Genomic DNA, 13,207 nt, shown 5'->3' on the forward strand with positions numbered 1-13,207 from the left:
CATCACCCGACGAAGCAGACGGCAGGCCGGTCAGGATAGACGAGGCGTGCGACGGGAAAAGCCGATGCCGCGAAGCCCATTCCATAGAAGCTCGAGGGCACGATCGTCGCGCGTGGCTCAAAGATCTTAAAATACGGGAATGCGCCACCCATACCCTGCGCGAGCACGCCGACGTCGATGGCGACGGTCGCGTTGCGTGGGAACACGCGCTGGATGCGATCGAAGATCCGAATCGGATGAATTGGCGTGGCATTAGAGCTCGCCATGCTTTCGCGCTCTGTTTCGAGCGCAGCGCGCCGGTTCGACAACTCGGCGAGCCACTCCTTGGAGGCCGTGCGCTGACCAGTACCCTTTGTTTTCAACTCCGTGAGAAGATCCTGGAGGACCAGGCGCGCATCTCCCGTGATGCCGATGGTCGCAACGACCGAGCGGCCGAGTTCGTTCGGATCGATATCGATCTGGATATAGGTGGCCGCCGGCGCCGGAATATATTCCGGCTTCCAGTTGTTTTCCTGCTCCTCAAAGCGAGCACCGATGCCGATGACAACGTCGGCATTTGGCAGAAGATACTTTGTGACTTCCTGCCGATGATGACCGATGCCGCCAGCCGTGAGTTCATGATCGTCAGGCAAAATGCCGCGCCCTGCGAGCGTCGTGACGACGGGGCTGCCCAGCATCTCCGCGAGCTGACGCACTTCAGACGTCGCGTTTGCGGCCACGGCGCCGCCACCGGCGACAATTAGCGGCTTTCTAGCCGCGAGAAGAGCCGCCGCCGCGGTCTTGATACGATCGCTATCACCGCGGACCGCAGCGGGTTTGCCGACTGGAAGATAGTCGCCGACGTCAAACTGCATTCTAAGAATATCCGCGGGGATATCGATAAGCACGGGACCCGGCTTGCCCGAGCGGGCAATGGTAAACGCTTGACGCAGGCATTCGACAATGAGGTCCGGTCGATCGACCCGGACGCCCCATTTCGTGATGGCGCCAAAAATCTTGACTTGGTCGATTTCTTGGCTTGCGCCACGATGTGCGTTGCGAGTGGCACCACGGCCCGCGATGATGATCATCGGCAACGCACCGACATAAGCTTCCGCTACGCTCGTGACCAGATTTGTGGCGCCGGGCCCTGCAGTCACACAGCACACGCCAGGCTCGCCGGTAAGCTGCGCATAGCCGGCAGCCATGCTTGCAGCATGCTGCTCGTGCCGCACGAGAATGTGGGAGATCTGCTGTTGTCCGTAGAGAGCGTCGTAAATTCCGATTGTATGGCCGCCAGGCATGCCGAAGATGAACTTCACGCCTTCCGCCTTGAGAACGTCGACGACGGCTTGGCCGCCACTCTTCATCACCATTGACTCGATCCAGTTTTGATCATTGACGACCGCAGCCCCGCTTCGCGCGAGATTTGCTGTGTCGATTAGGGTTGGGCCGAACCGGCTTTCACCAACGGGCATCCGCCATCTTGGAGCGGACGGAACGCTTCATCTCCAGGTACTGTAGCCACTACGTTGTAGAGGTCCCACTTTCCTTTGGACTCCTCGGGCTTCTTGACTTGGAGAAGATAGAGATTGCGCAACACACGGCCATCGATCCGCACCTTCCCGTTTTTGGTTGTGAAGTCATTGACCGGTAGCTCGCGCATCTTTGCGGCGACGGCGTCCGCATCGCGCGATCCGGCGGCGTTGACTGCCTTGAGATAATGGAACACCGCGCTGTACGCCATCGCAGGATCCCAATCCGGCGGATGACCTATCTTTTCTTCGAAGCGCTTCGACCAGGCACGCGTCTCGTCATTCAGGTCCCAATAGAAGGGATTGGCCAGAAGCAAGCCGTGGGCGGTCTTGAGCGTGATGCTTTGGACATGCTCGAGAAAGAGCACGTAAGCCGCGAAGATCGCACCGTTTGAGGTGAGACCGAATTCGACGGCCTGTTTGATGGAGTTGACCGTATCGTCCGAGGAATTTGCAAGGCCGATCACGTTCGGATTGGTCGGCTGCGCCCGCAAGAGGAAGGAGGAGAAGTCGGGAGTGTTCAGCGGCGGGTAGACGGCGCCGAGGACCTTGCCCCCGTTGGCCTCGATTACGGCACTGGTATCGCGCACAAGGGCACGTCCGAATACATAATCGGCGCCGAGGAAGAACCAGCGGTTGCCGCCCCGCTTGAGAACAGCGGCTCCCATTACGTGCGCCAGCGAATACGTGTCGACGGCCCATTGCGTCGTGTAATTATCGCATTTGGGGCCGGTCACGTCGGAACTCAGGGCGCCAACAAATAGCGAAATCTTCTTCTTTTCCTTGGCAAGACTTTGGACCGCGAAAGCAACCGCCGAATTCGGTACGTCGACGACCGCATCGACACCCTCAACGTCATACCAGCGGCGCGCGATGGCCGAGCCGACGTCCGGCTTGTTCTGATGGTCGGCAAAGATAAGTTCGACCTTCTTGCCCAGCACCGGCCCGGCGTCGTCGATTGCCATGCGAACGGCTTCAACGGTCTCGCGACCGCCGGCCACGGCATAAACCGACGACATGTCGTTCATGACGCCGATCTTGATGGGTGCGTCGTCAGCGCGCGCCGAACTCGCCCACATCAACGCACCTGCGAAAACCGCGCCTAGCCACCTCATCGCAAATCTCCTCCCGAGCGAGCGATCCTCCGCGGGCGCGCCCCTTGTGATTTGTGATAACAAATCAAATATGACAGTCAAGAGCCTTGAGCGCGCCCGAGCACGCACGCGCAACCAGCAGCAGCGCAGCACTCCCAGCTTCGTGTTTGAATTTCGATGGTTTGGCAGGACGAGACGGCTAGTGGGCCGGCTGCTTGTCCTGAATTAAGGCCGCGATGATGCGATCGCCACCCTTCATGAGATCTTCTGTTAGCGCTGCCCTTGCTGCCTTGGCATCGCCGGCACTAAGCGCAGCTATAATTCGATGATGGCCGCGGGCGCCTTCCGAGGTCAAGTTGATCGGAATATGGTTGAAAACAGGCCCAATCTGGAGCCACAGCGACTCGATCATGGAAAGTAATAACGGGCTCTTGGCCGCTTCATACACCGTAAAATGGAACTCCTGGTTCAGCGCCCAAAATTGACGCTGCTTATTTCCACTCAAGGATTTAATCTTCTCATGGATGCGCTTGAGGGAAGCAATGACGTCAGGGCTGACGTGCTGACATGCCAGGGCGGCGGCCTCGCCCTCCAGAAGAATCCGAACTCTGCGAATCTCCAAGAACTCATCGATCGTCGTTTCAGGTACGATGACGCGATGGTTGGCGAGCATTTTCAGTGCACGTTCGACGACTAGGCGCCCAATGGCGTCTCGAACCGGCATCGGGCTAACATGTAGGCTTTGCGCCAGGGCTCGGAGCTTCATTTCCGAGCCGGGCGCGAAGCCTCCGGACATGATCATCGTCCGGAGTTCGCGGTACACGCGATCGTTGAGAGTCTCTCGTTCGACAGCGCGAATCGAGCTCTCGAGCCCGACCTTGTCTACCCCTTTAACCATTCGCAGAGCGGCCTCGTCCCCGACAATTCCATCACCTTATCAAGAGACGTGCGCTTGGCAAATCTGACGCCTTCCCCGGATGCGTCCTAGCCGCTCACCGAGGATCCACGCTCCACTCGGCGGCCCGCGGTGCCATGAATCGATTCCCCCCGGTGGGCGCCGCTGCGAACGGGATACCCCGAAAGACCGCGAGACCTCCCTCGTGTCGACCGCGCACCCGGCCTGACGCCGTGAGGACGGTAGGGAATTCGTTGTTGTCCACCGGTCTACTCCTCGCTTGCTGCAGACGTTGATGAGCTTGATCGCACCCGTGGCTGGGCGTTGGCAGCAGAATGTAGGTTGACGCGGGCTGCAAATGACGCGGAGGCTGTCCTTGATCCGCAGTTCAAGTCCGGGGTCAACGTCGCGCCCTCGTATTTGGCGACAATCACGATTGTAGGCTTCCCTAGCGCGAAGCGAGGATGCTGGTCGGTGTCTTTTTGCGGCCTCTTGTCACCATAGGCGAGCATGAACGCCATCCGTCATTTCGTTCTTCCTGGACGTCGCCCAGATCGCTTTTTTTTGATCACCTCACATTCTCCGCTGCCGGCCCAAATCGCTCCCACTTTTCCCCGTCGAACCGAATGAGTTGCTCCTGTTTGATCGGCGCGAAGTCCGTCGGTGACGTGTTGATCGTTATTCCCGGAAGAAGCATGTCGAGCTTCAGATCCTTGAGGCTGGCCGCTTGCTTCATCACGTTCTCTCGCGTGAGATCGTCGCCGCACATCTTGAGCACCTCCGCCAAGGTCTGCGCGACCGAATATCCATAGACCGTGTTGGAATCGGCTTTGTCAGCTCCGGGCATGTATTCGTTCATGAACGTAAGCCAATGCCGGTAGCCCTCGTCGCCGCTCCAGGCCGGGTCGAGCGGATCCTTCAAATATGCGGTCGAGATCACGCCCTTGGCGTTGTCGAGCCCCGCAGGCTTCAAGACTGCGGCCACCGACGTGGAGATGTTGTTCAGGATATGCAGCGGCCGCCATTGCAGCTCACCCGTCTTGCGAATGGCCTGCGCGGCAAATTTAGGCGACGTCACGTCGAAAAACACATTGGCGCCGGATGCCTTCAATTGCGACATCTGGGGATCGATGGTCGGGTCCGTGATCTCATAGGACAATCTGGTTACAGGCTCGAATTTGCCGCCCAGCCCCGCGACGAAACCCTTGACGTAATCCCGTCCCGAGTCGTCGTTCTGCCAAAGTATCCCTATCTTTGCATCGGAAAGCGTTTGAGCGACATACCGGCCATAAATCTGTCCTTCGGCTTGGTAGCTTGGCTGCCAGCCCATCGTCCAGGGAAAGCGCGCCGGGTCGTTCCATCGCTCCGCACCACTGGCCACGAACAATTGCGGCACCTTTTTGCCGTTGAGGTACTTCTGCACAGCGGCATTGTGTGCCGTGCCGAGGATGTTGAAGGTCAGCAGAACCTCATCGCTCTCCACGAGCTTGCGGACTTGCTCGACGGCTTTCGGCGGACTGTAGGCATGATCGTACGAGATGAAGTTGATCTTTCGACCGTTGATGCCTCCGTTCTTGTTGATCATCTCGAAATACGCCGCCTCGACTTTCCCAATCACGGAATAAGCCGATCCCGGCCCGCTATAGGGCATCAGGTTGCCGACCTTGATCTCGGTATCGCTGGCGCCGGGATCATATTGCTTCTGCGCGGATGCGGCCGAAGAAAGGAAAGCGACGCTCAAGGCGACGAACGTCAAGGAGCAGGCGTGTCTCATTGTCAATTCCTCTTCCCAGAGCGGTCACACAAGTCCGAGTTCTTGCAGGAGAGCGTTGCGATCGGCATCGAGCTCTGGGGCAGGCCGATAGTTTGCGAATTGCTCGCCGGCGAACCGGATGGGACAGGCCGCGGTTTTCAACACCATGCCCCCCGGAACCTCCAACGGGACGAACATGTCGCGCGCGTTGAGCTGCGGATCACGCAGTACGCCGGCGATGTCGTTCATCGGTCCGCAGGGAATCCCGGCTTGCGTCAGGATGGGGAGCCATTCCTCGGCGGTTCTGGCTGCCAGCGCCTCTTCGATCCGCGCGGCGAGGGCACGATGATGTTCGCATCGCGACGAATTGGAGAGGAATCGCGGATCGGCTTTGACGTCCCGCATCTGCAGCACATCGCAAAGATCTCTGAACTTCCGGTCGTTGCCGGCGGCGATGATGAGATGCCCGACCTTGCTCTTGAAGACGCCAAATGGCGTGATAGAGGGGTGCCTGGAGCCGATGGGCCCAGGAACGACTTGCTCGACTTGATAGCGGACGAGGGCATTCTCGAGCAGAGATATCTGCGTATCTAGCATGGAAATATCGACGTGCTTACCGCGACCGGTGCGGGCGCGCTCGATCAACGCCGCCTGAACGCCGATCACCGCATGAGTGCCCGCGGCGATGTCGCCGATCGATACTCCGACGCGCGTCGGCGGGCCTCCCTCCTCGCCGGTCAAGCTCATGACACCGCCCATGGCCTGCACGACCATGTCGTAAGCCGGCAGTTCGCGGTAGGGCCCCGTCTGACCAAAGCCAGATATCGACGCCAGAACCAGCCGGGGAAAGCGCGAGCTGAGCGCCTCCCAGCCGTAGCCGAAACGGTCCATGGTACCGGGCGTAAAATTTTCCGCGAGGACATCGGCGTCCAGCAATAGCCGGTCGAATATCGCGCGGTCGGCAGCATCCTTGAGGTTCAGCGCGATCGATTCCTTGCTTCGATTGATCGAGAAGAAATAGCCTGAACTCGGCAAGCCATCGGCGTTCGAGATGAAGGGGCCGATGTGCCGCGCGTCGTCACCGATGCCCGGCATCTCGACCTTTATGACCCGCGCGCCGAGATCCGCGAGCATCATGGTGCAATAGGGTCCCGCCAACACGCGGGTGAGATCGATCACGATCAGTCCAGCGAGTGGCCCCTTTGACCGCGGCTTCAGCGCGGACGCCGGTTGTGAGCGAGGTCGAGTCATCGGCCCTCCAGGTCGGCGCCGAAGCGCGGGGGTCGCTTTTCGACGAAAGCCGCGCTGCCCTCGCGCAGCTCGGCGCCCACGAGGCTCTCACGGTAACGCTGATCGGCAGCAGCACGATCGAAGGAGTTTCTGGCGATCTCGTTGATGGCGCGTTTCATGCCACGCATGGCACCCGGCGCATTGGCAGCGAGAACAGAGGCGAGCTCCTTCACGCGCGCATCGAGGCTGCCCGCAGGAACGGCTTCATCCAGATAGCCGATGCGCAGCATCTCGGCCGCGTCCAGTTTCAGGCCCGTGAGGAACAGCTTCTTTGTCGCCGCTACGCCGAGGCGCGAGGCAAAGCGCATGAGACCGCTGCTGTAATAGTGAAGCCCGAGGCGCGCGGCCGGCATGAACATCTCGCAACTATCTACGCCGATCCTGAAATCGCAGGCGAGCGCAAGATCAGTCGCGCCGCCATAGACTCCGCCGTTCAGCCTGCAGATGCTCGGTATCGCCAGAGCCTCGAGCTGATCGACGACGCTGTCGAAGCCGGAAACATGAACATGTTCCTCAGACGAGGTTCGCGCAGCGATGTCTCCAAGGTCGTATCCGGCGCTGAACGCGCGTCCTTCGCCGGTCAGGATGAGAACTTTCGCACCTGCCTTCTCGATGCCGGCGAAGTGGCCCGACAACACGGCGAGATCGGCTGCGGTGATCTTGTTCATCTGCCGCGGGCGATTGAGCTGGATCGTCGCGATAGGCCCATCCGTCTTCAGCAAAGGGGCGCCGCTCAAATCCACGGAAGTCGTCATCGGCGTTTCCTGTTGTCCTCGTTCTGGGCCCGGATTATATGTATTTTTTCAAGACGTCTACGTATACATAAAGGCATAAGCGTATACATAAGGGCAGCCAATGCGGGTTCGCGTCTCCGATGAGCTTTGTCGACGGATCGAAAGCGATATCGCCGAGGGACGGCTGCTCCCGGGCGACAAGCTGGACGAGCAGAGCCTCGCCAGACGCTTTTCGGTCTCGCGCACGCCAGCGCGGGAAGCGCTGCTTCGCTTGGCCAATGAGGGTCTCGTCAAGTTCAGGTCGCGCCAAGGCGCAACCGTCGCGAGCATGACACCCCAGCGAGCGATCGGCATGGTCGAAATTCTCACTGCGCTCGAAGCGGAGGCTGCCGGTCTGGCGGCGCGCCGAATGACTGTCGCCGAACGAGCCGGCCTGCGTGAGATACACGAGCAGTGCGCACAAGCCGTGCACACCGGCAACACGGCGCGCTACGTCGAACTCAACACCGCATTTCACCAAGCCATCTACGCTGGCGCGCGCAACACGCCGTTGGCCGATCTCGTGACTGAAACCCGCCTTCGGATGCGGTTCTTCCGGCATCAGAGCTTGTCGCGACCGGCCCGCCTGGCGGCATCATTCGGCGAGCACGCTCTGATAGTCAGGGCGATTGAAACAGGGAGCGAAAGTGACGCACAGCAATCGATGCGCGCTCACATCATCGTCGGAGGCAACCTCTTTGCCGACATGGTCGCTTCCATCAAGCCCGAGTGACCGGCTCACAGCGTCTAACCCTGGCCAACCCTCCGTCGATCGAAGGAACTGCAGTTCTGGCCTTCGCGCAGAAGTCCATCGGTTCTAACGCTAAGCGAGCACGCGCCGAAACACTCGGCAGCAACAGAGTTGCCCACTCAACGAACTCAGCAGCTCACATTCTTGCTGGGATCGAACCTTTGCGCAATCAGCTAGACCCTATGACCACTTATACTGCTCAGCGCGTTTTGCGAGAACCGCTTGCAGCCTCTGATCCATAGACCACCTGTCGATCCTGCGGCGAGTGGCCAAGATTAGCTTGCGGGACCGTTCGGCCGGTGCCGTGGAAATCCAAAATATTGCAGCAGCGCAACTGCGAGATTTCGCGCGGGCGCATTGCGCGCTGGAGGCCGTCATCGGTTAGCGCGGCAACTGCCGGCATATGCAAAACGCACACGCAAGCAACAGATCTCCGGCACCACCAAGAGCGTAGTGACCCATCGGTGACCCACGCCAAAATAAGAAGCTTCTTTTGCCATCAAAGCCAGGGGCCGGGGACACTAATATCGTGCAAAATCAAGATGGTGGGGGAGGCAGGACTCGAACCTGCGAAGCCATGAGGCGGCTGATTTACAGTCAGCTCCCTTTGCCACTCGGGACACTCCCCCGCTCGACGGCAGCACAATCGGGCCGGACCTTGCCGGCGGACCGAAAACGGCCATGGAACGTGAAGGCCGCGACAGCCCGGATGGGGGCGCGACCGGGCGCGTTTATGGGCGAAGCGATGGGGCAAAGTCAACCGAGGCGAACAGCTAAAATCGCGATCGCAGCCACCCAAATTGCCATATTCCGGGACCCGTGACACAAGCGAGGCCATGAAGGATCGAAAATTCGTGCCCAAAGGGCCCCGCGGCGGGTCTAAGCCTTTCAACAGACCAGGAAAATCGGCCGGCCGGCCGGCGTGGCGCGAGCGCGATTCGCACCCCGACGGCCCCGTCATCCTCTATGGCTGGCACACCGTCACCATGGCGCTGGCCAACCCCGAGCGGCGGATCCGCAAGCTGACGCTGACCGAGAACGCCGCTCGGCGCCTGGCCGACGAAAACATCGAAACCCGCATCGCACCCGAGATCGTCCGGCCCCAGGAGATCGATCGCCTGCTCTCCCCCGACGCCGTGCATCAGGGCCTGTTGGCCGAAGCCGATCCCCTTCCCTCGCCTGATATCGAGACGCTGAAGCAGGAAGGCATGGTGCTGGTGCTCGACCAGATCACCGATCCGCACAATGTCGGCGCCATCCTGCGCTCCGCCGCGGCGTTCGCGGTCAAGGCGATCGTCACCACTGCGCGCCATAGCCCGGAAGCGACTGGCGTGCTCGCCAAAGCCGCCTCGGGCGCGCTGGAGCTGGTGCCGATGGTCTCAGTGCAAAACCTCGCGCGTGCGCTGACGGCGTTGAACGAGCGCGGCTTCCAGACCGTCGGCCTCGATAGCGAAGGCAGCGAGGATCTCTCCGACGTCTCCCTGCGCGAGCCGCTCGTGCTGGTGCTGGGCGCCGAAGGCAAGGGCCTTCGGCAGTTGACGCGCGAGACGTGCAGCGTCGTGGCGCGGCTCGACATGCCCGGCGCAATCAAGAGCCTCAATGTTTCGAACGCTGCCGCGCTCTCGCTCTATGTCGGCGCTGTCAGGCTCGGGCTGATGAAGCGCTAGAAAGAGAAAGCGCCCGTCCGCATGACGCGAACCGGCGCTTCATCAGTTCAACCGATCAGAGATCAGTAATAGCGGCGCAGCACGCGATGGCCGCCGTAATACGGCTGATAGCGATGGACGTAGCCGTAGCGCGGACCGTAGCCGTAATGCGGACGCGGCAGGTAGCCGTAACGGGGGCCGTAGCCGTAGCGATACGGACGGTAGTACGGGCGATGATGGTAGGGATGGGCGGCAGCGCGATAGCCATAGCCGTAGCCATAATTGGCGGGCGCGACGACCGCGTCTTCCTGGTAGGTCGGATACGGAGCGAAAGCGCCCGGACCGGTATAGGTCGGGCCCTGGTTGACGTAGTAGTACTGCGTCGTCGGCTCGGCCAGGCGCTCATAGCCATAACCATAGCCATAGCCGGCGCCGTAGCCATAACCACCGCAACCAGTGTTGCAGCCGGAGAACACCGGCGCAACCGGCTGGCACGGATTGAAGCCGCAGGCCATGGCCGGCGCGCTGCTCACGAACATCACGGCAGCCGCCGCGACCAGTCCCGAAATCATCTGACGCATTACTCTCTCCTGTTGATTTTCGTGTTGTTTGATTCTGGCGTTCTCAACCCGGCGGTTTGCCGGGTATTCCTGCATGCGGCCGCGGGCGAGCACGGCGCGGATGGTCGTTGATCTCTGGCGCGAGGATCACCGGCGGCGGGTTGACCGGCACATCCATTTGCGGCGGCAGCGGCGCGGACTGCACGCCCAAGCTCTCATGGTAGCTCTCGGCCGGCTTCGGCAATTTGCGGTTTGCGGGCGGCTCGATTTCGAGGCGGCCATAGCCGGGCTGCAAGCCCATGCTTGGATAGTAGTGACCGACATCTGAGGGCTGCCGCTCGGCCACGTAGCGCCCGCCATAGATCGTGGGCTGCACCTGGACGTTCTTGCCAAGGCCCCAGACACCTTCGACAACGGTGTAGGACGCATCGATATTATTGATGATGATAGGCACGCCGGGACGGCCAGGCACCACGATATCGAAGCCGCCGCCGGCCAAAGCCGTTGCGGGCAGTCCGATCAGAAAGGCTGCAAGCGCCAAAGCGCGCATGGAAAAATCCCGGTTGTCCGGATTGCAAGCTATCGGATTGCGACATCGAGAGGGTTAAGGTCAGCCGGCCAAATTCCGGTAAGCCTAACGCGTAAGCGTCGCGCGTCGCTCAAATCCTGCGGCTCGTCCTAGCGAAGCGTTAACGGCGCTGCTGCCGCGAGCGGCCTGGTTCCACCCGCTCACATCGGTTTGACTGCAATTCAGGCCTGCTCTCGGAACGTCCGCCGCTCGCCGACATTTAGCTCCCCGTCAATTCAAAGGGAGACAACAATGACGAAGATGAAGCTCCTCGGCGCAGTCGCGATCGCGACGACCATGGTGACCGGCGCCGCGATGGCGCAAACGGTCGTGGCGAGTCCCGGCGGCTGCGATCCCCAATTTCCCAACGCCAACTGCAGGAATCTCGGTTACTCCGACCACGGCTATCGCCATCACCGGGTAAGCTACCGACAAACTAATCGCGACTGGAATAACGACTGGAACAGGACCCACACCGGATTCTGGCCGACGGACGTCGCGGGCGATGTGGCCGGCGCCGCAATCGGCACCGCGGGCGCGATCGCAACCGCCCCGTTCCGCGCCATGGATAACAGCTACGCCTACGACAATTCCTGGGACAATCGCGGTTGGGATCACCGCACCTATGCCCAGCGCAACGGTTTCGTCTGCACGCCCGGGACTTGGTTCAAGGGCGATGACGGCCGCCGCCACATCTGCCAGTAAGCCGATCCAGAAGCGAGCGACCCCAAACAGGCGGCCTCCGGGCTGCCTGTTTCATGCCCGCAGGAAGCGGGCGGGTTCTGGCACTTTCCGATGAAGTCTGGTATTGCGACGCCCGGGCGGGCAGCCCGGCGCATGCCGGCCCCTGCCCGCTTGCTCAAGGCGTCGCCGGCTTAGCTCAGCGGTAGAGCAGCGGTTTTGTAAACCGAAGGTCGGGGGTTCAATCCCCTCAGCCGGCACCAGCACCCGATCGCGCATTGCTCAGCTTGATGCCTTCGGCAGGCTGCCCTGTTGCAGATGCTCGACATCAAGACCCGTAATCTCCACCCAGGCGTGTTTCGACCGCTCGAACACCGATTTGATCGGCGCCGGAAAATTCGGGTCCGCGATCGCACCGACGGCAACGCCGATCATCCCTGGGAGCTTGTCGGGCGCCCAACAAACCGTCGAGCCGCAATCAGGGCAAAAATAGCAGCGAACCCTGCCGCCGCTCTCGCCGAAGCGAACATACTCCTTCGGCGTCCCCGAGATCGTGACGGCTTCGAGTGGATAGAAGGCACCAACGCCGAATGGCGCGCCGGTCCGGCGCTGGCATGCGAGACAATGACAGGCCGCGACCACGTTGGGCGGCCCCGGTAGCGACAGCGCAATGGCGCCACAACTGCATCTGGCATCGATCATCGAGCATGCTCCTTGCGTCGGGCGCTTTGGTGTCCGGGCGTGTGTGTGTGTGAGGAGGAGGTCGAGAGTGTCGTCGGACAACGCGTGACAGGCGTGCTGGTCCTGCCGCCTCCCACGTCACGACGGTGAGACTATCGGGGGAAGGCTCTCGTCAAGATTCCGTCGCTAGGGCAATATAGACGCGATGCATCACATCGGACAACGTTTCTCCTGCGAGCCCCAGATGATCAGCCGACGCGCGGCTCTGGCCGCTTTCGCTGCACTTTTGTCCCCGGCCACCGCACGCGGCGCGCCGGGCGAGCAGTTCGAGGTCACAAACGGCCAGGACAGCTTGCTGGTGTCGCGCTATGCAGCGAGGGCCGAGGGAAAGCGTCCCGCCGTAATCGCATTGCACGGCGCCCGCGGCATTGAGCTCAGGGCCCGCGCCTATGACCGATATGCCGATGCGCTGGCGGCGCGAGGCATCGACACTTACTTTCTGCGCTACATGACGCCGGCCGATATGGCTGCATTGATATCCACCTCCCATGCGAGCCGTGAGGCCTATGAGAGGACGCGGTTTGACGGCTGGGCCGACACGGTCGCCGCCACCGTGACGGCGGTGCTCGCCCGATCCGACAGTTCGGGACGCATCGGCCTGCTCGGCTTTTCGCTGGGCAGCTACATCGCCGCTGAGGCCGCCGTGCGCGACACCCGGGTCGCAGCCCTCGCGGTGCTCTATGGCGGCATGCCCCAGGACATGACCACCAAGATCAGGCATATGCCGCCGCTGATCGCGCTGCACGGCGAAGCGGACAAGAACGTCCCAATCGAGGAAGGTCGGCAACTCGTCGCGCTCGGGAAGTCAGCCGGCGCCGAGACCGAATTCGTGCCGTATCCCGGCAAGGCCCACGGCTTCGATTTCGCCGACACCGACCCGGCGACGGCGGATGCGATCGGTCGGGTCACGCGGTTCTTCCAAGCCAAACTCGCTGCCTGAA

The 13,207-nt window shown here is 61.3% G+C and carries 14 protein-coding genes and 2 tRNA genes; 5 read left to right on the plus strand and 11 right to left on the minus strand.

Annotated elements, in window-relative coordinates:
• Positions 1-2: 2 nt before the first annotated feature.
• The 7 genes from ACVW16_RS04700 to ACVW16_RS04730 all read right to left on the minus strand — a co-directional run bounded on the left by ACVW16_RS04700 (position 3) and on the right by ACVW16_RS04730 (position 7,301).
• Positions 3-1,457 carry a thiamine pyrophosphate-binding protein gene (locus ACVW16_RS04700; RefSeq protein ID WP_456802237.1) on the minus strand — a complete coding sequence of 485 codons (1,455 nt, stop codon included), beginning with the start codon at positions 1,455-1,457 and terminating at the stop codon, positions 3-5.
• Positions 1,421-2,629 carry an ABC transporter substrate-binding protein gene (locus ACVW16_RS04705; protein ID WP_456735505.1) on the minus strand — a complete coding sequence of 403 codons (1,209 nt, stop codon included), beginning with the start codon at positions 2,627-2,629 and terminating at the stop codon, positions 1,421-1,423. Before ACVW16_RS04705 ends, ACVW16_RS04700 begins: the two co-directional genes overlap by 37 nt.
• 178 nt (positions 2,630-2,807) lie before the next feature.
• Positions 2,808-3,506, minus strand: a complete 699-nt coding sequence (locus tag ACVW16_RS04710) for a GntR family transcriptional regulator (protein ID WP_456735506.1) — start codon at positions 3,504-3,506, stop codon at positions 2,808-2,810.
• A 94-nt stretch (positions 3,507-3,600) separates the two neighbouring features.
• The gene (locus ACVW16_RS04715) at positions 3,601-3,768 is read right to left on the minus strand and encodes a carboxylesterase family protein (RefSeq protein WP_456735507.1); all 168 of its coding nucleotides are present in this window, start codon (positions 3,766-3,768) and stop codon (positions 3,601-3,603) included.
• A gap of 303 nt (positions 3,769-4,071) precedes the next feature.
• A complete protein-coding gene (locus tag ACVW16_RS04720) occupies positions 4,072-5,277 on the minus strand; it encodes an ABC transporter substrate-binding protein (protein WP_456735508.1) in 1,206 nt (401 codons plus the stop codon).
• 24 nt (positions 5,278-5,301) lie between these two features.
• Positions 5,302-6,507, minus strand: a complete 1,206-nt coding sequence (locus tag ACVW16_RS04725; RefSeq protein ID WP_456735509.1) for a CaiB/BaiF CoA transferase family protein — start codon at positions 6,505-6,507, stop codon at positions 5,302-5,304.
• The gene (locus ACVW16_RS04730; protein WP_456802238.1) at positions 6,504-7,301 is read right to left on the minus strand and encodes an enoyl-CoA hydratase/isomerase family protein; all 798 of its coding nucleotides are present in this window, start codon (positions 7,299-7,301) and stop codon (positions 6,504-6,506) included. Before ACVW16_RS04730 ends, ACVW16_RS04725 begins: the two co-directional genes overlap by 4 nt.
• A gap of 100 nt (positions 7,302-7,401) precedes the next feature.
• Here ACVW16_RS04730 and ACVW16_RS04735 point away from each other — a divergent pair, with 100 nt between their 5' ends.
• On the plus strand, positions 7,402-8,052 hold the full coding sequence (locus tag ACVW16_RS04735) for a GntR family transcriptional regulator (RefSeq protein ID WP_456704230.1): 651 nt from the start codon (positions 7,402-7,404) through the stop codon (positions 8,050-8,052).
• A 561-nt stretch (positions 8,053-8,613) separates the two neighbouring features.
• Here ACVW16_RS04735 and ACVW16_RS04740 read toward each other — a convergent pair.
• Positions 8,614-8,699 (minus strand) — tRNA-Tyr (locus tag ACVW16_RS04740).
• A 207-nt stretch (positions 8,700-8,906) separates the two neighbouring features.
• Between ACVW16_RS04740 and rlmB the strand changes: the two genes are divergently transcribed.
• A complete protein-coding gene (rlmB, locus tag ACVW16_RS04745; protein WP_456704231.1) occupies positions 8,907-9,737 on the plus strand; it encodes a 23S rRNA (guanosine(2251)-2'-O)-methyltransferase RlmB in 831 nt (276 codons plus the stop codon).
• Between the two features lie 62 nt (positions 9,738-9,799).
• Here the strand turns inward: rlmB and ACVW16_RS04750 are convergent, their stop codons facing one another.
• Together ACVW16_RS04750 and ACVW16_RS04755 are read right to left on the minus strand one after the other, a co-directional pair.
• On the minus strand, positions 9,800-10,297 hold the full coding sequence (locus tag ACVW16_RS04750) for a hypothetical protein (protein ID WP_456735510.1): 498 nt from the start codon (positions 10,295-10,297) through the stop codon (positions 9,800-9,802).
• Positions 10,298-10,340: 43 nt separating this feature from the next.
• On the minus strand, positions 10,341-10,826 hold the full coding sequence (locus ACVW16_RS04755; protein ID WP_456704233.1) for a hypothetical protein: 486 nt from the start codon (positions 10,824-10,826) through the stop codon (positions 10,341-10,343).
• 270 nt (positions 10,827-11,096) lie between these two features.
• On the opposite strand from ACVW16_RS04755, the gene ACVW16_RS04760 reads away from it, so the two are divergent.
• Together ACVW16_RS04760 and ACVW16_RS04765 are read left to right on the plus strand one after the other, a co-directional pair.
• The gene (locus ACVW16_RS04760) at positions 11,097-11,549 is read left to right on the plus strand and encodes a hypothetical protein (protein WP_456704234.1); all 453 of its coding nucleotides are present in this window, start codon (positions 11,097-11,099) and stop codon (positions 11,547-11,549) included.
• A gap of 164 nt (positions 11,550-11,713) precedes the next feature.
• Positions 11,714-11,788, plus strand: a tRNA-Thr gene (locus tag ACVW16_RS04765).
• Between the two features lie 19 nt (positions 11,789-11,807).
• Here the strand turns inward: ACVW16_RS04765 and ACVW16_RS04770 are convergent.
• Positions 11,808-12,227, minus strand: coding sequence for a GFA family protein (locus ACVW16_RS04770; RefSeq protein WP_456704235.1), 420 nt, complete (start codon positions 12,225-12,227; stop codon positions 11,808-11,810).
• A gap of 223 nt (positions 12,228-12,450) precedes the next feature.
• Between ACVW16_RS04770 and ACVW16_RS04775 the strand changes: the two genes are divergently transcribed.
• The gene (locus ACVW16_RS04775) at positions 12,451-13,206 is read left to right on the plus strand and encodes a dienelactone hydrolase family protein (protein ID WP_456735511.1); all 756 of its coding nucleotides are present in this window, start codon (positions 12,451-12,453) and stop codon (positions 13,204-13,206) included.
• The last annotated feature ends 1 nt before the right edge of the window (position 13,207 follow it).

This window comes from Bradyrhizobium sp. USDA 4474 (assembly GCF_054057515.1).

Excerpts from the sequence above, each read along its gene's own strand:
- ACVW16_RS04700 (WP_456802237.1), bottom strand. The coding sequence starts at position 1,457 with ATGCCCGTTGGTGAAAGCCGGTTCGGCCCAACCCTAATCGACACAGCA.
- ACVW16_RS04705 (WP_456735505.1), bottom strand. The coding sequence starts at position 2,629 with ATGAGGTGGCTAGGCGCGGTTTTCGCAGGTGCGTTGATGTGGGCGAGT.
- ACVW16_RS04710 (WP_456735506.1), bottom strand. The coding sequence starts at position 3,506 with ATGGTTAAAGGGGTAGACAAGGTCGGGCTCGAGAGCTCGATTCGCGCT.
- ACVW16_RS04720 (WP_456735508.1), bottom strand. The coding sequence starts at position 5,277 with ATGAGACACGCCTGCTCCTTGACGTTCGTCGCCTTGAGCGTCGCTTTC.
- ACVW16_RS04725 (WP_456735509.1), bottom strand. The coding sequence starts at position 6,507 with ATGACTCGACCTCGCTCACAACCGGCGTCCGCGCTGAAGCCGCGGTCA.
- ACVW16_RS04730 (WP_456802238.1), bottom strand. The coding sequence starts at position 7,301 with ATGACGACTTCCGTGGATTTGAGCGGCGCCCCTTTGCTGAAGACGGAT.
- ACVW16_RS04735 (WP_456704230.1), top strand. The coding sequence starts at position 7,402 with ATGCGGGTTCGCGTCTCCGATGAGCTTTGTCGACGGATCGAAAGCGAT.
- rlmB (WP_456704231.1), top strand. The coding sequence starts at position 8,907 with ATGAAGGATCGAAAATTCGTGCCCAAAGGGCCCCGCGGCGGGTCTAAG.
- ACVW16_RS04750 (WP_456735510.1), bottom strand. The coding sequence starts at position 10,297 with ATGCGTCAGATGATTTCGGGACTGGTCGCGGCGGCTGCCGTGATGTTC.
- ACVW16_RS04755 (WP_456704233.1), bottom strand. The coding sequence starts at position 10,826 with ATGCGCGCTTTGGCGCTTGCAGCCTTTCTGATCGGACTGCCCGCAACG.
- ACVW16_RS04760 (WP_456704234.1), top strand. The coding sequence starts at position 11,097 with ATGACGAAGATGAAGCTCCTCGGCGCAGTCGCGATCGCGACGACCATG.
- ACVW16_RS04770 (WP_456704235.1), bottom strand. The coding sequence starts at position 12,227 with ATGATCGATGCCAGATGCAGTTGTGGCGCCATTGCGCTGTCGCTACCG.
- ACVW16_RS04775 (WP_456735511.1), top strand. The coding sequence starts at position 12,451 with ATGATCAGCCGACGCGCGGCTCTGGCCGCTTTCGCTGCACTTTTGTCC.